Consider the following 23,382-nt stretch of genomic DNA (forward strand, 5'->3'; position numbering starts at 1 on the left):
CATTGCGCGGGCGTTGTAGAGGGTTCAAAGTTGCTTTGCAGGGAACTACTGCGGCACAGTCGACAGGATCTGCTCCAGCCGGTCGAGGATGTCATGCGCCGATTTCGCTTCAAGCGAACGTCCCGAAACGGGCACCTCGATTGCGAGGGTGTCTACTTCGATCTCTGCATCGACCACGTCCGGGTCATCGCCAAGATCGCGAATGCTTTGATGACGGCTTTTCAACCGAGCATCGATCAGGGCAATGATCCCGTTGGCTTCCCGCAGCGGATCGATGAACTCAATGCGCTGCGGCGACCACGACACGTCCGCCACGGGAAGTTTCGTTTTGCCGGCAAGGTATGCGGTCGCAACAAAACGGCGCGCAACGACCTCGCAGAACATCGGAATGAAGATCAGCCACAGTTCCTGCTCGAGCATGCGCTTGTATTCCATCTTGCCCATACGGCCGCTCGTGAAGTTCACCTGCGAGTAGTCGCCTGTCAGCTGCTCGTAGGTGGTGTCCGTACCGGCGGCGATCGCGCGCAGATCGACACGCACGTTGCTCTCGTATTCGGCGCTCGTCGCCGGCGCTGAAAATGTGACAGTCTCTCCCTGCCGCAGATACTCAACCATGCCAGGCGACAGAGCCTCAACCCGGCGAAGGTCAGTTGGTGCAGTTGCAGTTGTGCGACCGACCTGAAACCCTTCGTCGCTCGTCGTGACGAACGCCGCGAAGCAGGCCTCGATCTTCTTACGCACCAGCTCCGCGTCCTGATACTCGTCAAGATCCCGTGCCTTCCAGATAGCCGAGGCGAGCCACGGAAATCCACGCACCGAGTTCGGCCGATCGATGGCGTCAAAGAGGTGGATGATTTCCGACGCCGGCACAAAGCGGCTCAGCATGTTGCGAGGCACTGTTGCGACTTCACCAGGATGCTGGTCAAAGAGCCAGTACCCGGTTCGCTGGCCGATCACATTGAACTGCACGCCGGCCACCACAAAGCCACCATCGACCAGCCCGACTTTGAGCGTATCGAGATAGTCGATCTCGAGAACCTGCAGCTGCAGGGGCACCTCCATGCCGTCCTGCGGAAGACGCGTGCGGAACCGCACCAGCACTTCGCCCGACTCCTTGAGAGCCTTGTATGCCTGTGCCTGCTGTCCGTTGAAGTCCAGCAACCCGGCAGCGTCACTCACCTTGATCCAGCGTTTCCAGAGCTTCTGCAGAGCCTTGTCGGCAAATTTGGCCTGCACGCCGGTCCCGATCGCGTTCGCGACCATGATCTTGAGCGCCCGGCGGATATGCGGGTTGTTTCGTACAAGGTCGCGAGCGCGATTGCGCAGTACGCCGAGGGCGGGCATGACCTCCGCAGTCGCACTCGCGCCGGATGCACGCCACCCTGCCGCACGCGGACCGCGCTTGGCCCCGTCGAAGCCACGCGCGGCATTGATGGATACGCGTGCGCGCATCCTCCGCGCAGCGAGTCCCGGCGCCACGTACTCGATAGCCCTGTCGAGAATGTTTGTCTTCATGTCAGAACCGTTGGTAAATGGCGATGCTCGATCGCAGGGGACTGTCCGGTTTCTGCTTCGCCAGTTCCGTCTTGATCACGTCTCGCGCTTTCAACAGATCGGCCATGGAACGATAGGTGATGCGCTTGCCGTTGTACTCGATCGACAGTGTGCCGGTAGCAATCGCCTGTTCAAGCGCGTCGAGGTTCTGCTGTGTGAATGCCATATCTATCGCCTCAGCCAGTTATCCCGGCGTGGAATCCATGTGTCCTGCGGAACTGGTGCCTCAACTGCCGCAACGCGATCGCTGGCCAACCCGACCGCTTCACCAATCGCCGCGCCGTCAACCTCCGCGACCGTTTCGGCTTCAACCACTGTCGTCCCCGCGACAGCCGGCTTCTCCGCTGCGTCACCACGAGCCGGAACAGACGTGAACAGATCCTGCACACGCGGCTCGATCAGTGCTTCGAGCGCTGCCCAGTCCGAATCCTGATAGGCATTCAGGCGCAGCCGGGGGTGATACGCGCACGCGAAGTTGTAGACCTTAAGGTCGAGCGCTTCATTGCGCTTTCTGAGCTTGTCCCAGCGGTCTTTCGAGGGGTTGTATGCCTCCGCCGTCAGCTGCTCAAAGTACTCATCGTCAAGGTCCGTCGAAAAATGCATGCGCCGGTCAACGATCTCCCGGTCCTCATCAGCGAGCAGCGCACCGAAGACACGGTTCTTCGCGGTGTCGGTTCCGACAGGCCAGAGCTTGACGCCGTTTGCGTAGGTCTTTCCCTTGACCGTTACGTCCTGATCAGTCGGGCGGCCTATGATCGGCTTGTGTTTGTCTTTCGCACCTTTCACGGCGAACACCCCCCGATGCCGACGCAACCGGCAATAGTCGTACGCGTCCTGCGTGCGGCCACCCCCGGTGTCGACCGCACACAACTCGATGCGCATCGACACGCCGAACTGGTTGGTAATCGGCGTATCGAGATATTTGTCGAGCTGGTTCCATACGTCAGGCAATGCCGGGTCGCCACGCAAGACGACATGGTCGACTGTCCAGTTGCGCATGCCCCGGCCCCAACCGGATATCTCCGCTTCGAGCCGGTCGTTCTGCGTGTCGACGGCGCACGTCAGCAGCAGGCAACCTGGCGGCACGGTACGAAGCTTGTAGGGCTCCGCACGGCGCTTGATCGTCTCCCACTTCATTTCCGCGCTCCTGTCTTCCCAACACTCGGCGAGCGCGTTGTTGACGAACGCGATCATCTTCTCTGTGTCGGTTTGCGCGGCCTCCCAGTCGTCCATCAGATCGGACCACGGGCGCCATCCGAGCGGTGCGTACAGGGCGCTCAAATGGAAACTGGCGGTCTTGCCGTCGCCAATCGCCGTCGGCATCCAGCAGGCGCCTTCATACCCGCGCGTTTTCCAGACGCTCTCCGGATTGCCGGCGCCGCAACCGGTCTGGCAGTAGTACAGCACGACGCCTGGATCATCCGGCGATCGACGCATGCCCTTGTGCCAGTCGAAAAACTGCGGCGAACCGCAATCCGGGCAGCGCACAAAGTAGCGGCGCTGATCGCCCCGCTCGTACAGTTTTTCAATCTGCGAACGTCGCTTGATCGTCGGCGTGCTGTTCGCGAAAATCTTCGCGCGGCGACCAAAGTTACTTGTCCGGTTCGTCGCAAGGTCGATCGGGTTACCCTGGCCGTCGACGTTGAGCTCATACTCGTCGATCTCCTCGAGCAGCACGTAACGGACGGTCGTCGATTTCAGACGGCCTGCCTTGGTCGCGCTGACGAGATTCATCAATCCGCCTGGGAACTTCTTGCGAAGCTTCGTGTTTTCGCTGCCCTTCTTCATCGCGTCGCGCACGCGGCGACGCAGATCCGGCGTCGACGAACGCATCGGCTCGAAGCGGTCAATTTCCCACTTCTCGGCGTCGTCGTACGTAGCGAAAACAGCGAGGATGTTGCCGGCCGCCGTCGTGATGCAACGACCAATGAAGTTTTCGCCGAGCGCCGAGCCACCGAGCTGGTGCCCTTTCATGAGAGCGACCGTAATCACGCGACTGTTATCGAACGGCCGGTCATCGTCGTTCGCGTAGCGCGTGACGGTGCTCGCCTGACCCGAGAGCGCATCCATGATGCCGACGAGGTACGGCGTGCGCTCATTGCGCCATTTGCCCGGCTCCGGGCTGCTTTCCGGCAGGATGCGGTGCTTCTCTGACCATTCGGCGATGCCGATCCGCTTGTCAGGCCGTATCGCCTCCGTGATCGTCTTCAGAAATGCCTCGGTCGCTCCCATCGGCGTCATCCATATCGTTTTCGCTCAGAAGCGCAGTCGCGTCAACGGACGCAAGTGCCCGAGCGAGTTCCGCCTCGAGCATCGACTCGACCCTGATCGGATCAGCCTCTGCCGCGAGCGCGTCTTTCAGACGAACAGGAATGTTCATCACGTTGTCGCGCACGGTGCGAAACGCGGTGAAGGCAAGACGTTGTGCGTCAGCGAGCGGCAGCGTCGTGCCGCGCTCGCGCTCGAGGTCCATGCGCTCCCGCTCGAGACGTGTCTGTTCTCTCGCCGCTCGTGCAGCGCGATAAGTGACCATCGACGGGTCTTCCCTGCTCGCGGCAGCAGGAACGTCGTCGTATTCCTCATCATCGTCAGGATTAGCCGGAGAAGCCGGCATCGAGAACGCGGCGTTTCTAAGTGAGCGGCGGGACTGATCGGCGATCGAACGCTTTGACTCGTCTGTGTTGCGACGCCAGGCCTCGACCGCTGTGTCGGCATCTATCTTGCCGTCTGCATCGACAGCAATGCGCCCCGACTGAATCGCCTTTTGCACCGCACGCAATGTGACGCCAATGTGCCGAGCAAACGCCCTCTGTCCGAGCTTTGCCATCCGGCCTCCAGAAACGGGAAAGGGGCAGTCGTTGACTACCCGACTACCCCTAAAGTGACTACCTGACTACCAGAGTGACTACCCTGAAAAGTTGCTTTGACGGCGCGTGTGATGGGGCTCGAATTACCCGCATTGGCCGATATCCAGGAAGGACCCATTTGCGGGCTATGAGCCGTCGCTCCGCATAGGACCACCCTATCCCCTCAGCCATCCACCGCGCCTATCGCGACGTCGACGCGGCCAGCGCGAACGCAGCGGCGACGTTCGCGCTGAGGTTTGCGTCGACCACGTCGGCCACGATCTGGTCGAACGGGAAACGCGCGGCGTAACGCGGCGCTTTGACAAACAGCAGCACCGGCCTGACTGCGTAGCCGTGCGCAAACTGGTAGCGAGCCCACACACCGAGAGGCATGCGGCCACCGCCGGGCCGCCCAACAAAGTAGCGTACATCGGTCGACGGGTTGCGCCGCTTTCGCCCGCGCGACGCTTTCGTTTCGTTCTGCGTTCGATCACGCGAAGCCTGCAGTTGCGCCAGGATCTTCGAATACTGCCCACGGCTGAAGTTGCCATACCGGTCCAGCTGCGCCGCACTGCCCGGCACGACGTACATGTCGTACGGCAAAAGGCCTTTGCCACGCAGCAACGACTCGATGCGTTTTACGTTTCGCGTGCCGCCGTCCACCTCTGGCAGCAGAAATTTCGTCGCCGGCGTCCCCTTGAACGAGTCGTCTTTGTACCCCACGGTCGCTACCGGCTTTGCTCTGGTTGCGAACGTAATGCGCGCCGAACTCAACGTGTACGGTGTTGGCCTATCGAAGTACTGCGGCATCGCAGTTTTCAATGCCGACTGCGCCTGCTTCGCCGTGTTGTTCAACGCCGTCGCCTGGATATACGGCAACTGACGCTGCACGTTATCGTCGATGCCCTGCACCAGCGAGCTGGCATCGACCCTGATCTGAAACGAGCCACGCGACATGGCGACTCCCAAATGCAAAAGCCCTGGGGCTTTCGCGCTCAGGGCTTTGGATTCTGCGTTTCGCGAAGGCGCACGCCTCCACACGACCTAACGGGCTCCAGTTTTTATTGTTGTGTCGCCGAGAGGTTTGCACGACTAACGCGCGGTGCCAGCGGGTATCCAGTGGCTCGGTAAAGGATGGCCGAAATATATTCGATTGAATCTTGGTTTGCAAGAATTTCATGCTCGCATCTGTCGACGCATCGTGTCAGCCGCGCTGCCGTCGACCTTGTCGAGCACCGCGAACACGCCGTGAAAGTAGCGAGCCCATTGTGAGCGGTACAGATCGAGCGACACGCCGAGCGCTACCGCGCGCGCTGCTTCGTCGACCGGATGCCTACCCGACCCGTCGCAGAACCGGCAGATCTGCCGTCCATCGCGCACAGCCTTCTGTTCGCTGCGGATCGTGCCACGACCATGACAGGTGACACACCGTTCGTATTCGCGAAAAGCCATCGGCCCCCGGCCGTTGTGCGCAAATGGAATGTATTCCTCATCGACCACCAGAAAGCGCTCGCCATGACAGGTCGCGCACTTGACCTCGACGATCTTTGCAGTGTTTCGCTTCTCCGATCGGCCGGACACACCGCGCCCCTCACAATGAGGGCATTTGTCTGCAACCCATTCGATAATCACACGCTGAGCGAATCGCTCGACGATATCGGCATGCGAGCGCTCAACAGAGCGACCCGCACGCCGATCGCGATTCTCTTTCCGATCGAGACCAGTGAATTTGCCGCGTGCGAACTTCCCCGACCACCGGATGCGACTCGCCAGCAACAATGTCGCGCGGTGCAGGCCGCTTCGCTTAATGTCCTGCCCATACTTCATTCTCCACAGCAGATTGCCCAGTTCGTTTGCAAATGCGAGCGCGCCCAAAGTTACTTTTGGATCACCAGTCGGCTCGCCCAGCTGGCTGCGGACATTCATTGCGACACCGGCTCGTTCTTTCAGGTCGATCATCTTTATCCCCTTCTATGTCCCAATGTCCTAATGTCCCAAGGGAAAGGCTTGTGGGTGCGTGCGCGCCCGCGACATGCGCACACCCTCACGTCGCGCACGTCGCGGGCATGCGCACACACGCAAGGCGATCGCTTGGGACGTTGGGACACAGGACGACGCTGCACCCAGAAAACGGCGCGCCAAAGCTGTCGCAAAAGCGCGCCGAAAACCGAAGCGCAGCGCGCCAGAAAGACACAAAATCAAAGCGGTGCATCATCGTCCGCGCCTTGAGTCGCGAGTTCCATCACCGGTGCGGGCGCCTCATCTTCCTTGACGTAGTACCAATCGCGCCGGCCCGTCGACTCCCGCTTGCGCACCCACCCGAGTGATTTCAGCGCCTTGCCGACGCGGCGTTGCTCGGGCAGCGTCCACTTCGACGTGTCGAGCTTGAGAATGTCGGCGAGGATCTCCTCCATCGTGACGCGCGACCGGAGCTCCAGATCGCGCGCGATCCGGTCCTCGTAGACGTCACCTTCATAGCGCTCGGTCTGCTCGCTTTCAAACAGCGGTTTTTCGGCCTCGGTCACGTGCCAGATGACACCTTGCCGGTACAGGTGCACGGCCTCTGCCCACAACTGGTCGCGGTCACGGCGCAGGTCGTCGATAAGGATCGGGCCTCCTACACGCAGCGGCCAGTAACGCCGGTTTCCGGATTCGTCCTTGAGATATGTGTCGAAGTTGACCGAGCCGGCGAACACGCCCTGCCGGTGCACGTCCGTTGCACGCTTGCCATAGAAGTTGCGGAACCGGTCCGTTTCCGTCGCAAAGAAGCTCTTGGCGGCCGACGAATCGCTTTTGTTAAGTGAATCCAGCTCGGCCAGTTCGATAATCCACTTGCCCGCCATGACGGCGTAGGTGTCCTTGTCGCCGATACGGATCGGCGAGTTCGTGTACCACGGCTTGCCCGCGATCACTTCCAGCGCGGTCGACTTGTACCAGCCCTGCTTGCCTTCCAGAATCAGCACGTTGTCCGCTTTGCAGCCGGGCCGCATCACGCGCGCGACTGCCGCGATGAGCCACTTCGTGCCGGCCAGTTGCACATACTCGCTATCGGCCACCTTCATATAGCGCGTTGCCCAGGTACGCACGCGCTCGACACCGTCCCACACGACACATTCGAGGTATTCGCGCACGTCGTGAAAATGCGTCGCGTCGGCGACCAGCAGCACCGCGCTCATCACGATGTCCTGCCGCACCGATATTCCGTATTTCTGCGACAACCAAAGCACACAGCGGATATCGTCCATGTCAGACCATTCGCCGACCTCCCCCTGCGCGAACGGCGGCCTCTTACGCTTCACAACGCGGCCAGCGAAGTCGTCCTGGGCGATGACGCCCTGCCATGACTTGTGATTCGACAGGATCAGATGCACGTTACCGAGCGTGGGCAGCAGATTGCCTTTGTCGCTTCGCGCGAGATCACGCTCCCACGTATGTGCACCATTCTCGACATCGTGACCGCCGTTCTCCTCTGTCGCAGCGCCAGCGGATGTCGCGCGCTCTACATTGGCGGCGTCGATCACCGAGCGCGTACCGTTCGGGCTTTCGTCGGAAACGACGCCGTCTGACGCCATGCGTTCGATCAGCCGAGCCGCGCGATTGAAGCCGATGCGCAACTCACGCTGCACGAGCGACACTGAAGCCCGCGGGGCTGCGCGCACAACGGCGACCGCCCTGTCGTATAGCGGGTCGCCTGCCAGATCCTGATCCTGCATGGGTGCAGCCAGCGGGATGTCCTGTGCGGCCAGCGCCAATGCAGCGAACAGCGCAGACTGGATCTGCTGCCGCACGGGCTCGAGACCTTCCTCGCAATGCAGATCGTTGAAATCGGTGAGCTTACGGTCACCGCGGCCGGCAAAGCGCGGGAACACGACGCTCGCATTACCGACGTCCGCAACGGCCTCAAATGCGCACCTGAGCCCGGCGTTCTCAAACCGCTTGCGGCGCTCCGGCGCCACGTCATTGCCGTAAGACAACTCGATAAATCCGACGCCCTGATCGTCGCGCCTGAACACAGCGCGCATCCTGTACCAGGTGTTTTTTGTTTCGACGCGCACGGCATCGCCACCGATTGCCAGTTCGCCTGTATAGCCAAACTCTTCGGCGAGACAGTCCCGCAGCCGCTGGTCGATTTTCCAGTCGTCGTCCGCGCAGATCAGCAGATGCAGATCCGGGTAGACATCACGCAGGTAACGCGCTGCGGGCAGAATGCCGCCGGCATCGAAGCAGATCGACAGCGGAATGGCCTCGCCGGTCGCCATCCGGATTGAGCGTCCGGTCGCATACCCTTCTGCGACCATTGCGACCTTGTCATCATCGCTAATCTCGCCGAGCAGGTACGCAGCACCTTTCTTCTCCATGCCCTTGTTAAAACGCTTTGCGCCATCGGGCGTGATCTTTTGCAGGCCGACGAGCCGGATGCTGTCGGCGTACTGGAACATCGGAACGAGCACCGTGCCTTCGGAATCGAAGCGCACGCCCTCTGGCGTGATCTGCTTTCTGTCGAGATAGCCGGACGTGCCGTCGTCACTTGCTCTTTGCCATTGATCACGCGCACGATTCGCGGCGAGTTTCGCCGCATGTGCCTTCTTCTCGGCTTCCGCACGATCGGCGGCCTGCTGACGCTGCCGTGCTTTATTGACGTCTTCCGGCGTCAATGCCTCGCCCTGCCACTGGAAAGTCTGAGCGCCGTTGTCATTGCCGGACCAGCGCCCGAATGCACCGGTGTAGCCGAGGACCTTGCCCGCACGCTCGATCTGGTGGAGCGAGTACCAGTATTTTTTTCCAGCCCCATACCGATGGGGTTTGCCATCGGCAATCGGGTGGCCGTCAGGCAGCTTCGGATGACCATCAGCCTCGAGCTGCTGAACGATCTGCTCTAACGAAGACATTCGTTGATCCTCCTCTGGCGTTCGCGTTGATGAGAAAACGCACGCCACGCGGCGCGGCCGGCGGCGTACATCTGTGGACCGGACGGAGAACGTCCGAAAGACGGGTTACTACGGCGAAGCAATGAACTCGCACCGCGCAAAGTCACTTTGAGATCTCCCTGATTACTTGCCGCGAAGGCGGCGCCATTCAGCGGACATGAGCTGATCAAAGCGATCCAGATCGGCAGGCGCGAGCCCTCCCGCCAGTTGTCGCCTGAAGTCATGTCGCTCAGTTTTGGTCTTCAATGCCGCACAGGCCTGTGCGGACCGTTCAACGAACAGGGGAATAACCGCCGCGCGCAAGGCCGCCTGTCGAATCAGAGCGAGGTCGCGGGGAAAGGTATTGATGAGGGAAGCCAGAAACTGCGGCGTGTGGTCCGGATCTCGATCGGCCATCCACTGGAGCGCGGACATGCCGCACGCGAGTTGCTGATTCACGTCGCAGGACAGTTCGACCCGCTCACGGTGCGGGTTGCAGCATGACATTCCAGGACAAAACCTCATGCTTGACGGCGACCCAACCTGCTAACGGCCTGCACGGTGCGCAGGAGTCGGTCAAGCAGTCGCTGATTATCACGAGCAGCGAGCACGATTGCGTCGGCTTCCTGATCCGTTATGCGCCCGTCTTCGATTGCCGTGCGCACTTCGCCGGCCACCACGCCGGATTGCCGAGCAAGCTCCAACGCGCCAAGCGCAACCGCCTCGACGCTGTCGGGCCCATCCTGCTCGGTGGCTTCGGTCGCCCGAAGTCCGAAACGTTCGTTGAGTGCATGAATCACGTCGAAGCGCTGTGGCTGACGCTTTTCTTCCATCCACTCGATTAGAAGCTCGAACATTTCCATCGAGAGACGGTTTTCGCCTTCCCCGCGCAAACGCAGGCGCAAGGACTCAGTGCCAATGCTCTTGCCGCGACGATTGGTCAGGAAAGCCGCTGCGTCTGCAACGCCGCCCGGCGTGCCGCGTACCGACGTATAAAGAACGTCTAGCCAATCCGTGCCGCTGTATCTGCAGGTCATGTGAATCCCCGGTGTCTTTGTCGATACGGCTTTTCATGCTGTTTGCCGCTGTCAGGCGCTCGTACTATGCGATCTCACCGTCGCTCTTCTCACCCGTGGCGCCGCTCAACACCAATGCTTAAAAAAGAGTTAGTGCGCCGTGCGAGCGCGATCGGCCGGCGACGTCTCGGTAGGCCGACTTGCGAAATAGTTATGCAAGGCCTGCACCGTCGAGACGCGAGGATCGGCGACCCGGCCGAGGGCTACCTTGGTGAGCGTGTCGTATGGAATCCCCGTCACGGACGAAATCGTCCGCCACTTGCCCTTGGTTTCCTGCAGAGAGCGAACTACGGTCGCCAACCATGACACCTGTCCTTGCTCCATTGCATGCTCCGAGATGTAGTCAGGCCCGATCTTAAGTCTTTTATGGCTATTTTTCAACCCGAAGTAATGTACGAAAGAGGACACAAGTGTCTAGCCATATTTGGCAATATAGATCGCATGAAAAAGACCCCCATCCGAGCCGTGCTTGCGACAAACCTTCGGCAGGCGATGGCTGCGCATCCAACGCTTGACACGCAGATGCGCCTCGCCCAGAAGTCCGGCATTGCCCAACGAACCGTCGGACGCATGCTGAACGGCGAGGTGGACCCGCAGCTGGGGCATGTTGAAAGAGTCGCAGAAGCGCTTGGTGTTACTGTCACCGACCTTTTGACCGACTACACGTCAGGGGTTGCCGAACTCCGCTACGATCGCCAAAAGTTCGCAAAGCTATCGCTGGCAGATCGAGCCAAGATCGAGTCATTTATCGAATTCACGTTTGTGTCGCAGGATAAGAACTCGGTGAGCGACGCGCCGTTTAAATATTCCGAGGCAATGAAACCCACCCCCGCACAAGAAGAGATGGTTAAGCGCGTTGCTCAACGAGACCTTTCAAACAAAACGTTGAGCATCGATGAAGACCAAACCAAACCTCACGGTGGAAGGCGCGGACGTCGCTGATTTCACTAGCTACAGAAAGAAAAGACTCACCACTAAGCATTACATCTCCCCCGACCGCTCAGCTGCGGCCACCAGGGCCCGACTCGCAAGATCCGAAGCTATCGCCCAGTTTGATGGGCTCAGCTCACCGGCTATCGCGTTCGCGGTCGTTCTCCTTTCGCAAGACGGCACCGTCACACTAGCGGCAACCGGTATAGAACCCGAGTTCACGCCGGCGATCAGCGCAGGCCTGCTGCGCCTCAGGAAACTAATCAATTCCCACGGCGACAACCACCCTCCGCCTCGGCGACACGGCGGCTTCACCAGACTCGTCCCGCTTTTTTCACTCGCCTGCATGGCTGCAACGTATCTCAACACCGTGCCGTGGATTGACGCTGCACTGTCGCTGACTGCGCAAGTCGGCATCTCCTACGCCCTGACGCGTCTGCGCCCCCTCAGGTAGGCACCGGCGACTTAACCCAGCATGCGCCAACTGTCGCGTGCTGCATTTCCCAAACAGAAATAGCCATTTATGCCTTGACGGCGTAAGCCATAAAAGACTATCTTTCGTCTGACGCATTTGCGTCGGAACAGGAGATCGCATGAATTCCATACGTGATTCAGCTGGGAATGACCGCCGGGCGTGGCTTCGCCTGATGCAAGAAGAATTGGCGCCGTCGCAAAGTGACTTTGAAACGTCGTTGGCATGGCGCCTGGTCGTTGTGGTCGCCGTCATCGTGGCGACCATCAATGTGCTTGCTCCGCCGCCAACAGGGGGAATCGCAAAACCGATCCACCCAATGGCGTAACTGACGCGATGGCAGACCGACTCCCCGTCAGCGACGCCGAGATAGCCAGCGAATTTCGTCTCCGTCACGTACGCGGTTCGGCTGTCGACGCCGTCACTAATCCCGCCCTGCGGATCTGCCTCGCCAACTGCGCCGAGCTGCGCAAAAGGCAGAAACGAACAGACCAATCCACGCTGGACGGCAAGCGTCTTGCCGCTGGCGATACGGAATAAACGCCACATGCACAGACCAAAACTCAATGCTCCGCAGGAGCCGACCCGCAGAGATACCATCGGCCTGCGCTCTATCGTTCATTACGATCCGATGGCACCGCGCGCGACCACACCTGTCATGGTGGGAAGGTACGTCGTTGCGCGCCGACCTCTCGCCGGCAGCGTGCACACGCTCTACATAATCCTCGACGGTACGGCCGTCGCCGGCACGTCGATCTCGTATCCGAATGAAGACGACTGCGCGACGGCGATCAAAAAGACCCGCCGCAAACAGGCCGAGTCGCTCGCCGCTAAGACAATCGCCAAAGCGAAAACCCGCAAGCCACGCGCGACGCGAGTGAAGGAGGCCGCATGATCCTCGCCCTTCTCATCGCCATCACCACGTGCTGCACTGCGTGGTTCCTCACTGGCCCGGCTCAGCGACGCCATGTTGGCTATCTGTTCGGTCTCGCAGACACCGTGCTCTGGCTATTCGCCGGTGTTTCCGCCGGCAAGCTCGTCGTCGTGGCTATCGCATTGTTCTGCGCTGTCTGCTTTGCCCGGCCGTTCCTGCGTGTAACCCTTTACGGGCGCATCCGGAGACAACATGCCGACTGACCTCTCCCCGATCTGCAAGGCGTTGATCGCCCTTTTTGCTAGCCAGACAGACCCGCTCACAATCGACAATGTTGAGGCCGCATTGCCGCACGCCGATCGACAGGCACTCCGCCTCGAGTTGCACATGCTCGTGCGAGCCACGGTCGTGCGGCAGGCTATCCGGCGCTCCGACGAACGCCTCGTGTACTGGCTCGCCGGGGTAGGTATCGCTCCGTTTGACGGCACGCTGTTTCACTATGCTCCGGATGCCACGTTCGCCGATGTAGGCGGTATCCCGTCCACGCTGGAGGCGAATCATGCCTAAGACCAGCCCACTCGTTCTTGACGCAATGATCGTCACCGGCAACACGAAGGCCGCGGTCAAAGCTGCCGGCGGTGGATCATCGGACCTCTGGACTGTCCCGCCGGGTGAGATCCACTACGATCCGCGCGACAACGTTCGCCCACTGGATATGGAGCGGGTTCGTCACTTGGCCAGCTTGATAGTGGCCAACGGATACGACCGTAAAAAACCGCTCGGCTGTTTTGTGCGCAAAGTCGGGGGTCAAGACCGAATCTTCGTGTACGAGGGGCAGCACCGCTTTCACGCGGCACTGATGGCCATTCAGGAAGGCGCCGAGATCGACCGCCTTCCGATCGTGATCGACGAGGCGAAATCAGTCAACCGCGTCAACCTCATCTATTCGGGCATCACCAACAACGATGGCGAGAAGCTGACGCCGCTACAGCTGGCGGAGAAGGTCGTGGAGCTGCAGCAGCTCGGCGAGCCCAATTCCACGATCTGTAAGCGGCTGAACATTACAGACCAGACGATCCGCGACGTACTGCTGCTCGCCCAGGCACCGGTCGCACTTCACAAGCTCGTCCGCGACAAGGTAGTGGCGTCGACGCTCGCGATTGAGGAAATCCGGACGCATGGTGGCGAGAAAGCGCTTGAGCGCCTTTCGAACGCAGCAGCACAGGTGAAGGCCAGCGGGAAGGCCAAAGTCACCAAGAAGGCTCTCGACAAGCCGGCTACGCACAAAATCACCGACTTGCAGGCAAAGCAACTTTTGCAGGCCCTGCAGGCTGTGCTCCATGACCGCGCATTCGGCCAATTGGAAAAGCAGACCATCGCAGGAGTTCACACCGCCCTGCTGCCCGTGAAAGATCTACTTGATACGAAGCGAGGAGGTTGAAGATGGTTCGCCCGGCCATTATTACCTCACGTCCGCTGCCGCGTAAGCGGGAAGCAGCGGACAAACGCCCACGGCTTTCGCTCGCTGGTGCCGTTCCGGCGCACGCATCGAACGACGACGTCAACTGCGGCGTGCTCACGCCCGCCAATGCGATCCACAAGGACGAGGCTCCGCTCACGCGGCGCAAGACTATCCAGATGAACGAAGGCCAGTCGGATTCCCGACTGGCCTCCCTCGCACGGATCAACGCGATTCGCCACGAGATTCGTCAACTGGTCGACGTCGTCGTGCATGGCGCGGACATTGAATTGCTCGACCTCATGCGCGACGAGGTGGGCAGCTATCGCCGGCACAAAGCCGCGCAGGAAGCACGCACGTGGGCTAGCGCCGCCGGCGTCCAGCTCGAAACAGGACTGATGATGCTCGATCGCGCGATGCGGCCGACACCAACGGAGTAGTAACAATGAGTCTTCTAACCCGCGCATTCATTCTGGAACGCTTCGGCGTGCGGCTGACTATGGGTCAACTTGCGACCCTGCTCGCAATGTCCGAGGGCACGATTCGCAATCAGGTCAGCGCTGAAACATTTCCAATAGCGACATACAAGGAAGGTGCGGCCCGCTACGCGCCTTACGACGCCGTCGCCGAATACCTTGATGCCATGTCTGAAAAAGCGAGGTCCCTTTGCTCCCGGTAATGCGTCGTCTGCCAAGTCCAGCAAATTCGGTATAGTGTGCATCCGTTCCGACTGCCCCAGGGCAGTCAATTTGCATTCGTAACCGGGGTAGAACATGTCGCGAGAGCATGTGGAGAGCGTTGTCGTCGATTTCATCGATTCGCCAGTGCCGGAAGTCCTCGCCGTGACCGGTCCTTGGGGCGTAGGAAAAACCTATGCGATACGCAAGATCATTGCGGGATATAACGGCAAAGGATCCCTCAAGCAATACTCCTATGTTTCCCTTTTCGGAGCTCAATCGATTGCGGCGGTCCGCACCGCAATCTTGACTGGAAAGCGTAGCCTGCCTCTCAAAGAGGAAACCGACGAATCGCGACGCGAACAGGTGGCAAAGCGTCTACCGCTCCGGGACCTCGCAAATCAGTTCCGCGAACTAAAGACTTTCGGTATAGGCAGTTTCGTCGTCGCTGCCGAGACCATCGCCAGCGCATTGGTCAAAGACACTGTAGTTTGCCTAGACGACATCGAGCGCCTCAGCAGGAATGTCCCAATTCAGGACTTGATGGGCCTCGTGTCTGAACTCAAAGAACAAAGAGGGTGCAAGGTTATTCTTGTGCTGAACGAGGATCACTTAGACGAAAGTAAGAAAGATTTTGAGCGCTATAGCGAAAAGGTGATTGACCAGAAACTTCTGTTTGCGCTTACCCCCGCAGAAGCGGGGCAATTGGGATGCTCGGAGGAGACACCCTTACGCGAGCTCGCTCTCGACTATATCGAACGCTTGGAGTTCTCAAATATCCGCGTCATCAAAAAAATTGAACGTAGCCTAAAGTTGCTTTTCCCTGTGGTAGATGGGCGGTCGGAAGCTTTGAAAACGCAACTGGTCGTGTCTGTGTGCGTGTTCGCAGCCGCGTTGTACGAGCGCGGCCGGGGCTTCCCTACAGGCAAGGAAATTCTCAAGTACAACTCGCTCCTTCGTGCATTTGAACGAGTAAACGAAAATCGGCGCGAGGCAGAACCGGATCCATATTGGATAACGCTACTGGATCGCTGCAACTTCACGAACGCCGACGAGTTTGACGAAGCGATTCTGACGGCGATGGAATCCGGCTATCTTTCCGGGTCAGGGGCCGAAGATCAGGCAGCCGCGCTCGACGCGATCGCTCGACGTGACGAAATGAACGCCAAATTCACCGCTGCCTGGAATTTGTTTCACGACAGACTCGATGTCAGTGCAGCGGACTTGGTAAGAGCTTGGTGCGATGCAATCGACGAGGCTGCGACAGTGATCTCGCCGGTAAATTTGAATTCCACTGTAAGACTGATGAGGGAGCTCGGATACGACAACGAAGCGGACGCTGCCATTGAATCCTACATTCAGCAACGAAGAACAACGCCCAAGGTCTTTGACATCGATCATCAGGGCAGACTGGGCGATGTAGATGACGCCCGGTTCCGGGAGCGCTGTTTTGAGGAATTACGCAATAGTCGTCGAGAGTTTACGCTGCAGAATGCGGCTGACATGATCATCGAAAACAAACATTGGGACGAGGCGATTCCGTCGACACTCGCGGCGGCTAGCCCCGCTGAAATGGTCACGTTACTCAAACAGAATCAAGGGCCGATGTTAAATCGGCTTGTTGAAGGAATCATGCGCGCACGTGGCACAGACGAAGAAATGGAAACGGTCCGCCAGACTATGATTGCTACGCTAAAAGCCATTGCCAACGAATCCGCCGTGAATGAGATCCGCGTAAAACGCTGGGGAGTCGAATTGAATCCCGACGCGGACCCAAAAAACTAGGCAGTTTTTACAAGCTTGAGGCGTCCTTTCTTCGCCACCTGCGCCGGGTCGAGGTTGGTGTACCGCTTCAGATTCCGCCAGTCTTTGTGCCCCGTCACCGCGGCAACTTCCGGGATCTGCCAGCCCGCCTCAAACAGCGCACTAGTTGCTTCGTGCCGCAGATCGTGAAGGTGCAGATTTACAATCCCTTTCTCGTCGCACGCCTGCTTGAAGTACTTGCTCGCCGTGCCCTTGTCGAACCGGAAAATGTATTCGTTCCTGTGCGGCGGCATCTTCGGATCCGCGTTGCGCTTCTCAGCATATTCCGGCGGCACCGGATAGCGCGGTTGCCGCATGATGACCTCGAACGAGTCACCGATCAGCGGGATCCATTCGTTGTTGCCAACCTTCTGCCGGGGATGCTTGCGATCGCGCACGAGCGCGAGGTGGTTTTCGGCGTCGATATCATCCCAGCGCAGGTTGAACAGCTCACCACGACGGAACGCGCACTGCATGGCGACGCGCAACAGATCGGGCATTGCCTGTTGACGTTCCGGATGCTCGGCAAACCAGGCGAATATCTTTTCGATTTCTTCTGGCGTCGGTCGGCGATCCCGCTTGCCGCCGGCATCGATCAGTCGCAGATGGTGAAGCGTTGGCCGGGCTGCGCCAATCGCGTCGGGTAGTGTCAGGCCAAGCAGTGACGCCGTGTGACGCAGCACGGTCCCCAGCTTGGAGATATCCATGTCGACCGTATAACCGCCGGCGCCGGCTTTCCTGCGATCCTGGGCAAACTTGACGATCTGCTGGGTGGTGAGCCGCGAGGCAAAGTGACTTTGGAACGCATCCTCCAGCCGCTGCAGGATGTAGTACTCGTTCGATTTCGGTTTGACGGCCCGATCAGATTCGGCCCGCGCCTCGCGATACTTCTTGACGAGGTCGCCGACCGTCACAGTCGCCGCATCAACGGTGTTCTGTCCTTTGTCGATTTCGACTTCTTTTTCCCGCGCCCAGGCCTCGGCAGCGCCTTTGGTTTTGAATGTTTTTGCTATACTCTGCCCTCGCTTGCGTACCTGGGCACGCCAGCGACTGCCGACTGGCAGGATTGAAGCCATGTTTTACCCCGTCCGGAAACTGTAGCAGTGCCAGATCACTTCCGACTGCTACAGGGTCGATTTGTAGCAAAAGTGTAGCACTGACTGCTACAAACAGGGGTTCACAGGCTGTCACGGTGCTTCATTTAGGGTGGAGCGAAAAAGCCGGAAACGCCCATGGGATAAGACGGAAGCCAATAGCAGCAAGGCTCCGATCCTCCCATTGCAAATATCCATCTCCCTGTAGTTCAATGGATAGAACAAGTGCCTCCTAAGCGCTAGATACAGGTTCGATTCCTGTCAGGGGGACCAACTAGCTTCCCAGCGCCACCCAAGTTTGCTCATAAAAGCCCCGTATGCCTTGCGCTGCGGGGCTTTTTTGCTGCCATCGGTGCCCACGTTTGCCCAACACAATCCAGATGCGTTGGGGGTATCGGTGGGGATATCGCCGAATACCCCCAAATTCGATACCCCCAAACGCCATGCCTAAGCATCGCGCCTCTGAGCGAGCTTCAAGTCCGCAAGGCCAAGCCGGCCGAACAGCCCTATCGCCTCGCCGATGGCAAAGGGCCTCTATCTCCAGGTGATGCCCAACGGCTCGCGCTACTGGCGTATGAAGTACCGCTTCGACGGAAAGGAAAAGCTTGCTTCGTTCGCTGTTTACCCCGAAGTGTCGCTCGCCGCCGCCCGGAAGGCGTGTCTTGCTGCGCGCCAACTGTTGGCCGCAGGAACCGACCCATCCGAACAGAAGAAAGAAGTAAAACGCGCGCGGGCCCTCGAAGCCGTTTCCTCGTTCGAAGCGGTCGCCCGCGCATGGTTCGAGTCGCAGAAAGCTGACTGGCCGCAACGGTCTTGCGCGAACTCGGCTACAGCCGTGACGTCGTCGATCGCCAGCTCGCGCACGCTGAGCGAAATCAGGTCACGGCGGCCTACGTCCGCGCGGAATATCTGCCGGAGCGTCGCAAGATGATGCAGGAGTGGGCGGATTATCTGGACGCGCAAGCCGGTCGCTCGGGTTATTCTACCGATCCTTGTGAAACGTAAACGCACGGAAATGATAACGAAAAAGCTCGAAGGGACGCTGCTCGACTATTGGGTATCGCGCGCTCTGCAAACGCCCATCGATCGCAGCAAGCGATTTGATCCAGTAAGCGCAGACGCACCGAGAAATTACGATCCGCGGGATTATCCGGTCGGTAGCGGCCCCGGCGTAGTGCCGCCCTACTCGACCGATTGGGGCGCGGCAGGCGCGGTCATTGACCGCATGGGTGCGGGCCGCAATGGGATCTGTCTTACGGGATCGCTTGACGATGGATTCCAGGCTGACCACGCCGCAGGCGCGACACCACTTGTCGCGCTCATGCGGTCATTCGTTGTCAGCGTGTTTGGAGCCGAGGTTCCGGGATAACGCTGGCGTGAAACTCGAATCACAGGACGACCATTGCGGCCCTTTCTGCCTCCTATAACCAACGTTCCACGATCTTGCTTGGATCGACTTCGACGGGTATTGGTTCGAGCCGCCACTGTCGACCGCGTCGTATCCTTCGCGGAACGGCACGCGCGAAACCCAAGCGAGGCGCGTTGGTATGGTTACCCCGTCCGGGAATGTGTAGTGCGGCTTGTCAGGCAGAACGTGCTTTTTTAGAAAAGCCAGAATCTTTTTTATTTGGTCGACCAGTCAGGGGCAGGCGGATCCGCATCGCTGGCCTCTCGATCACGAACCACGATACCAGCGTGAACGCGAGGGAGACGGCGAAGGTCGAGGCGACCATCGCTAACTTGGGGTAGCCAAGGCTACCGAAGAATGCCATCACCGGATCGTGGCCGCCGTAGAGCATGACGTGGATCACCGGGTAGTGCCATAGATAGAAGCCGTAGGACACGCGACCTAGCCCCGACAGCGGCGCGACGTCTAGGCCACGAACCAGCAGCGACGACTGCGCCGATACCACGCGCGCGATCACCAGCGCCGCGGCGATCGCCGTGACCGTGTAGCCGTGCGGATTCACCGCAAACCTGACCGCGTGCGGGTTGAACAGCGCCACACACAGGTAGGCGGCGCCGAGCGGCCACAGGTAGCCGACTTTCCGCACCCACTCACGGCTCATGAGCGCGAGCAACGCGCCGTAGATCAGCCCGTCCGTGTGGGTGTCGAAGCCCGAATAGATCCGCGCGAGTCGCACATGGTCGACGGAGAACAGCCAGTAGCGCCATGCGCAGATAGTTAGCGCGATCGCCGCGAGGCCGATCAGCGCACGACGGCGGTCGAGCTTCAGCAGGCCTAGCAGGACGAGCGGCCACAAGAGATAGAACTGTTCCTCGATCGCCAGCGACCAGGTGTGCCCGGTCAGCGCGGCGTCATAACCGCCGAATGCCCGAACCCAATTCATCACATAGAGAAGCGCTGGAAAGACTTCCAGCGAGCCGCTCAGGCGTGGCTCGAAGAATGGGCAGTAGATCGCCACCGCTGCCAGCACGCCGAACAGCGCAGGATAGAGACGCCGAGCCCGCCGGCCGTAGAAGGCGGCAAGGCTGATGCGATGCTCGCGCGAATACTCCGCAGCCAGCAGGCGCGTAATCAGGAAGCCGCTCAGGACGAAGAATACATCGACGCCGATGAAGCCGCCATCGACGCCAGCAAGACCGGTGTGGGAAAGGAAAACTGCGAGAACCGAAAGCGCGCGGAGCCCGTCTAGGCCTGCGATGCGGCCGGATTTGGGGTGAGTCATCGCCCGTATGCCGGGCGTTATCCGGCTCGTATTACCAATGCGGGCGATTGTAACACTATGAAAGGATGGGGAAACTTGAGGTAAGGGACAGGTTCCCCCTTCAGTTCAGCGGATTCGCCGGGCGCGCATAAAACCGTTGCAGGTCATCGTGCCACCCGAAAAGGTGGACTGCCCGACGAGAATAATATTTGTGCCGGCGGCAAGCGACTCTCTTACCACGGGCGTTGCAAGAAGCTGACCTTCCGCGAACTGCGTGTCTGCGGCTCGGTCGCGAGTCTATAATCTCAGCCCATTCGCCAGACCATTATCATTGCACGCCGCCCCGGCGACCCTTCTGGATAGGACTTTGAAGAACTCCACCGACGGACGCATCGACGACATCGAGGCACTACGAGCAATCGCTGTGACCATTACGATATTCGACCACCTTCTCTTTTTGACGCCCTGGAACCCGTCCGGTTTGAGTCATCTTTATCAATGGTTCAATTTTTGGGCAGGCGTCGACCTTTTCTTTGCAATCTCCGGTTTCGTAATTGCCAAAAGCCTGTTTAATCAACTAGATGGCACGCGGGACTCGATTACTTTTTGGAGAGGCGCGATAGCGTTCTGGATCCGGCGCATCTATCGAATCTGGCCGTCGTCGCTTCTTTGGATGATCATCGTCGTCGTACTCAGCGTGGCGCTAAGAAATACTGGATTGATGCAATCGCCGAGGCAGAACTTCGCAGATTTAACCGCCGTGGTATTGCAAGTTGCGAATTTTCATTGGGCGTTTTGCCACGCGACCGACCGGGAATTTTGCGGGGATATAGGTGTATGGTGGTCTCTTTCTCTGGAAGAGCAGTTCTATATAGTTCTCCCCATTTGTGCGTGGATCTTCAAGAAGCGACTTCCCTACTTTTTGGGCGGTGTCGCACTCCTCCAACTGTTCCTGCATCGGGAGTCTCCTAGTTTTCTCTGGTACGTGAGAACCGACGCGATCTGCCTCGGCGTCCTCTTGGCATATTTCACCCGCACGAAAATCTATAGGGAACTAAGGCCTACGTTCTTGGAGTGCCGCTGGCTGGCGCTCCCAATCGTCGCCTTAGCCGTCGTTCTACTCATTTCGCTACCGGAAAACGATTCCGGCAAACCCGTCATCGTCACTTTCACCACCGGCTTGGTTGCATTGGTGTCCGTTGCGCTCGTTTTCGTCGCATCGTTCAACAGTGATTACATCGTCAGAGCCAGGATGCTTAAGCCCATATTTTTATGGGTTGGCTCACGATCATATTCGATCTATTTGATACACCTGCCGGCGATGATCATCACCCGGGCAATCTGGTATTTCATAGAACCGCAAGGGACTGTCTTTGCCGGGAATTTCTTCTTGAGATTCTTCTCGGTCTGGTTCGTGTTGATGCTTGGTCTCTCAGAACTGAATTATCGCTTGCTGGAACAGCCGTTAAGGCGGAAGGGACGCGAGGTAGCGCGACGCTTTCAATCATGCGATGCGCCAATCAGCAAGGGTCCGCAAAAAGTGGTGGCGAAGAACATTCACGCGCCGTTGGATGCAGGCTGACTGATGTGTGTCAATGGGCCCTGTCGGAATGTGCGGTGCCGTCAGCCGCCCCGTCCGTGGTGTCACTGACCAGTTCGACCTGCAACTCTGTCAGGAATGCACTCACGATTCGCGTCACTCCAGGCGCGGCCGTCGGCGTGCCAAACTCTGCGAGCGCCGCAGACAATGCCACCTGAAACTCCATCAACCCGATCTGCGCACTCGCTTTCGCTGCGTCATCAATCGGCAGCAATCCGGGCCGGCGCAGTGACCCGGCCCGTCACCAATTGACCACTCGGAAGCGCTAAGAGCAGGAAGTCCCGACTGCACACATCCGGCCGACCGTCGGCTATGCCAAATGAAGGCGCGACGGAAGTACGAGCTTTGCAGCCCGTTTGTGGCAAAACCATGCAGTTAGGCTCCTCGGCGGCAGCGCAAATCAAGGGTCAATCGCACTTCCAGTAAAATATGCTCATACAAAAGGAGTGTAGCAGTGACAAACACGACCGTTCGAGCATTGATACGGATATGCGGTGTCCTTTCAGTGCCAGAATTGATATTAAAAGCTGTCTATATGCTCGGGCTGAGAATATATGAGGTTCATCAGGGAGCGCTATTTTGGTCGATCGTCGGCTGCGCAGTCTGGATCTGGTCCGAAATAGACTGGTATCGCGAAGCGACGTATCTGCGACGCGAAGGCAGCAACATCGGGCAATGAAACGGCCGGAGCGGGGAGAACCAAATAAGAATATTCATCACCGGGAAAATGCAGATGAAAAAACGGTCGATTGCTATAGCTTTGCTCGCTATGGCAATTCTGTCGGGGTGCAGTGAGAAATCCGGATATGCCCGTGCTCCGGAACATCTGGATATCAACGGGCCAGTACCGGTTGAAAAAGACGTGACGAGTTCGCAGACGGTTTTCAGTTCGAGCGACACGCGGCCAAGTGGAAAGGTCGACTAGGTATATGAGGCTGTGTTCCAGTGAGAGTGCCTGTCAGAAATTGGCTCCGCCATGCTTTATAACGCGGTTCATCGAAGATCAATTGCAAGTCATCGCGAGCCGCGCTGTGAATCTGTATGAGACGCGAAGTGGCACGCGAATCGCCCGGCCCGTGCACGTGACAATCAAGCAGGCTGCGGCCATGCTCCATCTCAGCCCACAGACGGCGAGCAAAATGTTGAGGGTCGGCGAGTGGCGGAAGGTTACCAGGCATGGGTCGAGGGTGCTCGACTAACGGACGCTTGCGGTGGGCAACATGTGCCAGCACAATTGCGAAAAAAATCGGGGGATCAATGAGAACAAAGATATCTTTGGCGATGCTGACTGTGCTCGCCGCATGCACAACGGTGTCGGAAATTACGCCAGCGGGTGATGGACACTACACCGTGACAACGCAGGTTCGGGGCGGCATGACACCATGGGGCGAAGTGAAAGCATCGAGTCTGAAGCGCGCGGA

25 protein-coding genes, 1 tRNA gene and 1 pseudogene are annotated in these 23,382 nt (G+C 59.0%); 14 read left to right on the forward strand and 13 right to left on the reverse strand.

Features of this window, described 5'->3' with window-relative positions; all coding sequences use genetic code 11:
* Window positions 1-45: 45 nt before the first annotated feature.
* From B0G74_RS14460 to B0G74_RS14505, 10 genes are all read right to left on the reverse strand, one after another.
* Window positions 46-1,515, reverse strand: coding sequence for a phage portal protein (locus B0G74_RS14460; RefSeq protein ID WP_132375447.1), 1,470 nt, complete (start codon window positions 1,513-1,515; stop codon window positions 46-48).
* Window position 1,516: 1 nt separating this feature from the next.
* Window positions 1,517-1,720 (reverse strand): hypothetical protein, encoded by a 204-nt coding sequence (locus B0G74_RS14465; RefSeq protein WP_132375449.1) that lies wholly within the window; start codon window positions 1,718-1,720, stop codon window positions 1,517-1,519.
* A 2-nt stretch (window positions 1,721-1,722) separates the two neighbouring features.
* Complete coding sequence (locus B0G74_RS14470; RefSeq protein WP_132375451.1) at window positions 1,723-3,786, reverse strand: terminase gpA endonuclease subunit; 2,064 nt, start codon at window positions 3,784-3,786, stop codon at window positions 1,723-1,725.
* A complete protein-coding gene (locus tag B0G74_RS14475) occupies window positions 3,734-4,381 on the reverse strand; it encodes a hypothetical protein (RefSeq protein WP_132375453.1) in 648 nt (215 codons plus the stop codon). The genes B0G74_RS14470 and B0G74_RS14475 overlap by 53 nt, the downstream gene beginning before the upstream one ends.
* Before the next feature lie 220 nt (window positions 4,382-4,601).
* Complete coding sequence (locus B0G74_RS14480) at window positions 4,602-5,357, reverse strand: hypothetical protein (protein ID WP_132375455.1); 756 nt, start codon at window positions 5,355-5,357, stop codon at window positions 4,602-4,604.
* 219 nt (window positions 5,358-5,576) lie between these two features.
* Window positions 5,577-6,359, reverse strand: a complete 783-nt coding sequence (locus B0G74_RS14485; RefSeq protein WP_132375457.1) for a hypothetical protein — start codon at window positions 6,357-6,359, stop codon at window positions 5,577-5,579.
* 239 nt (window positions 6,360-6,598) lie between these two features.
* Window positions 6,599-9,289 carry a VapE domain-containing protein gene (locus tag B0G74_RS14490; protein WP_132375459.1) on the reverse strand — a complete coding sequence of 897 codons (2,691 nt, stop codon included), beginning with the start codon at window positions 9,287-9,289 and terminating at the stop codon, window positions 6,599-6,601.
* Between the two features lie 162 nt (window positions 9,290-9,451).
* A complete protein-coding gene (locus B0G74_RS14495; RefSeq protein ID WP_132375461.1) occupies window positions 9,452-9,814 on the reverse strand; it encodes a hypothetical protein in 363 nt (120 codons plus the stop codon).
* A gap of 14 nt (window positions 9,815-9,828) precedes the next feature.
* Window positions 9,829-10,344: a phage regulatory CII family protein gene (locus B0G74_RS14500; protein ID WP_132375463.1), complete on the reverse strand. Its 516-nt coding sequence runs from the start codon at window positions 10,342-10,344 to the stop codon at window positions 9,829-9,831.
* A gap of 129 nt (window positions 10,345-10,473) precedes the next feature.
* Window positions 10,474-10,707: a hypothetical protein gene (locus B0G74_RS14505; protein ID WP_132375465.1), complete on the reverse strand. Its 234-nt coding sequence runs from the start codon at window positions 10,705-10,707 to the stop codon at window positions 10,474-10,476.
* Window positions 10,708-10,824: 117 nt separating this feature from the next.
* Here B0G74_RS14505 and B0G74_RS14510 point away from each other — a divergent pair, with 117 nt between their 5' ends.
* From B0G74_RS14510 to B0G74_RS14555, 10 genes are all read left to right on the forward strand, one after another.
* Window positions 10,825-11,325: a helix-turn-helix transcriptional regulator gene (locus B0G74_RS14510; protein WP_132375467.1), complete on the forward strand. Its 501-nt coding sequence runs from the start codon at window positions 10,825-10,827 to the stop codon at window positions 11,323-11,325.
* Window positions 11,279-11,767 (forward strand): hypothetical protein, encoded by a 489-nt coding sequence (locus B0G74_RS14515; RefSeq protein WP_132375469.1) that lies wholly within the window; start codon window positions 11,279-11,281, stop codon window positions 11,765-11,767. Before B0G74_RS14510 ends, B0G74_RS14515 begins: the two co-directional genes overlap by 47 nt.
* A gap of 139 nt (window positions 11,768-11,906) precedes the next feature.
* The gene (locus B0G74_RS14520; RefSeq protein WP_132375471.1) at window positions 11,907-12,113 is read left to right on the forward strand and encodes a hypothetical protein; all 207 of its coding nucleotides are present in this window, start codon (window positions 11,907-11,909) and stop codon (window positions 12,111-12,113) included.
* A 189-nt stretch (window positions 12,114-12,302) separates the two neighbouring features.
* Entirely contained in the window at window positions 12,303-12,680 is a 378-nt protein-coding gene (locus B0G74_RS14525) for a beta-hexosaminidase (protein WP_243658183.1), read from the forward strand.
* Entirely contained in the window at window positions 12,677-12,922 is a 246-nt protein-coding gene (locus tag B0G74_RS14530) for a hypothetical protein (RefSeq protein ID WP_132375473.1), read from the forward strand. The genes B0G74_RS14525 and B0G74_RS14530 overlap by 4 nt, the downstream gene beginning before the upstream one ends.
* Window positions 12,912-13,226: a hypothetical protein gene (locus B0G74_RS14535; RefSeq protein WP_132375475.1), complete on the forward strand. Its 315-nt coding sequence runs from the start codon at window positions 12,912-12,914 to the stop codon at window positions 13,224-13,226. The genes B0G74_RS14530 and B0G74_RS14535 overlap by 11 nt, the downstream gene beginning before the upstream one ends.
* Window positions 13,219-14,100, forward strand: a complete 882-nt coding sequence (locus B0G74_RS14540) for a chromosome partitioning protein ParB (RefSeq protein ID WP_243658184.1) — start codon at window positions 13,219-13,221, stop codon at window positions 14,098-14,100. Before B0G74_RS14535 ends, B0G74_RS14540 begins: the two co-directional genes overlap by 8 nt.
* A gap of 2 nt (window positions 14,101-14,102) precedes the next feature.
* Complete coding sequence (locus B0G74_RS14545; RefSeq protein WP_243658185.1) at window positions 14,103-14,558, forward strand: hypothetical protein; 456 nt, start codon at window positions 14,103-14,105, stop codon at window positions 14,556-14,558.
* Window positions 14,559-14,563: 5 nt separating this feature from the next.
* On the forward strand, window positions 14,564-14,797 hold the full coding sequence (locus B0G74_RS14550) for a hypothetical protein (RefSeq protein WP_132375477.1): 234 nt from the start codon (window positions 14,564-14,566) through the stop codon (window positions 14,795-14,797).
* A 94-nt stretch (window positions 14,798-14,891) separates the two neighbouring features.
* Window positions 14,892-16,580, forward strand: coding sequence for a hypothetical protein (locus tag B0G74_RS14555; protein WP_132375479.1), 1,689 nt, complete (start codon window positions 14,892-14,894; stop codon window positions 16,578-16,580).
* On the opposite strand, the gene B0G74_RS14560 is transcribed toward B0G74_RS14555, so the two are convergent.
* Window positions 16,577-17,674 carry a site-specific integrase gene (locus B0G74_RS14560; RefSeq protein WP_132375481.1) on the reverse strand — a complete coding sequence of 366 codons (1,098 nt, stop codon included), beginning with the start codon at window positions 17,672-17,674 and terminating at the stop codon, window positions 16,577-16,579. The two genes, B0G74_RS14555 and B0G74_RS14560, sit on opposite strands and share 4 nt — an antisense overlap.
* Window positions 17,675-17,890: 216 nt before the next feature.
* Between B0G74_RS14560 and B0G74_RS14565 the strand changes: the two genes are divergently transcribed.
* From B0G74_RS14565 to B0G74_RS46615, 3 genes and pseudogenes are all read left to right on the forward strand, one after another.
* Window positions 17,891-17,965, forward strand: a tRNA-Arg gene (locus B0G74_RS14565).
* Window positions 17,966-18,266: 301 nt separating this feature from the next.
* Window positions 18,267-18,350 (forward strand): annotated as a pseudogene (locus B0G74_RS46610) (integrase); the annotation flags it as partial.
* Between the two features lie 155 nt (window positions 18,351-18,505).
* Window positions 18,506-18,697 carry a hypothetical protein gene (locus B0G74_RS46615; RefSeq protein ID WP_243658275.1) on the forward strand — a complete coding sequence of 64 codons (192 nt, stop codon included), beginning with the start codon at window positions 18,506-18,508 and terminating at the stop codon, window positions 18,695-18,697.
* Window positions 18,698-19,275: 578 nt separating this feature from the next.
* Here B0G74_RS46615 and B0G74_RS14580 read toward each other — a convergent pair.
* Complete coding sequence (locus B0G74_RS14580; protein WP_132375485.1) at window positions 19,276-20,382, reverse strand: acyltransferase; 1,107 nt, start codon at window positions 20,380-20,382, stop codon at window positions 19,276-19,278.
* Between the two features lie 346 nt (window positions 20,383-20,728).
* On the opposite strand from B0G74_RS14580, the gene B0G74_RS14585 reads away from it, so the two are divergent.
* On the forward strand, window positions 20,729-21,943 hold the full coding sequence (locus B0G74_RS14585) for an acyltransferase (RefSeq protein WP_165923858.1): 1,215 nt from the start codon (window positions 20,729-20,731) through the stop codon (window positions 21,941-21,943).
* A gap of 10 nt (window positions 21,944-21,953) precedes the next feature.
* Here the strand turns inward: B0G74_RS14585 and B0G74_RS14590 are convergent, their stop codons facing one another.
* Window positions 21,954-22,175, reverse strand: a complete 222-nt coding sequence (locus tag B0G74_RS14590; protein WP_132375489.1) for a hypothetical protein — start codon at window positions 22,173-22,175, stop codon at window positions 21,954-21,956.
* Window positions 22,176-23,382 lie beyond the last annotated feature (1,207 nt).

It is taken from the genome of Paraburkholderia sp. BL9I2N2 (genome assembly GCF_004339745.1).
Taxonomy (GTDB): Bacteria; Pseudomonadota; Gammaproteobacteria; order Burkholderiales; family Burkholderiaceae; genus Paraburkholderia.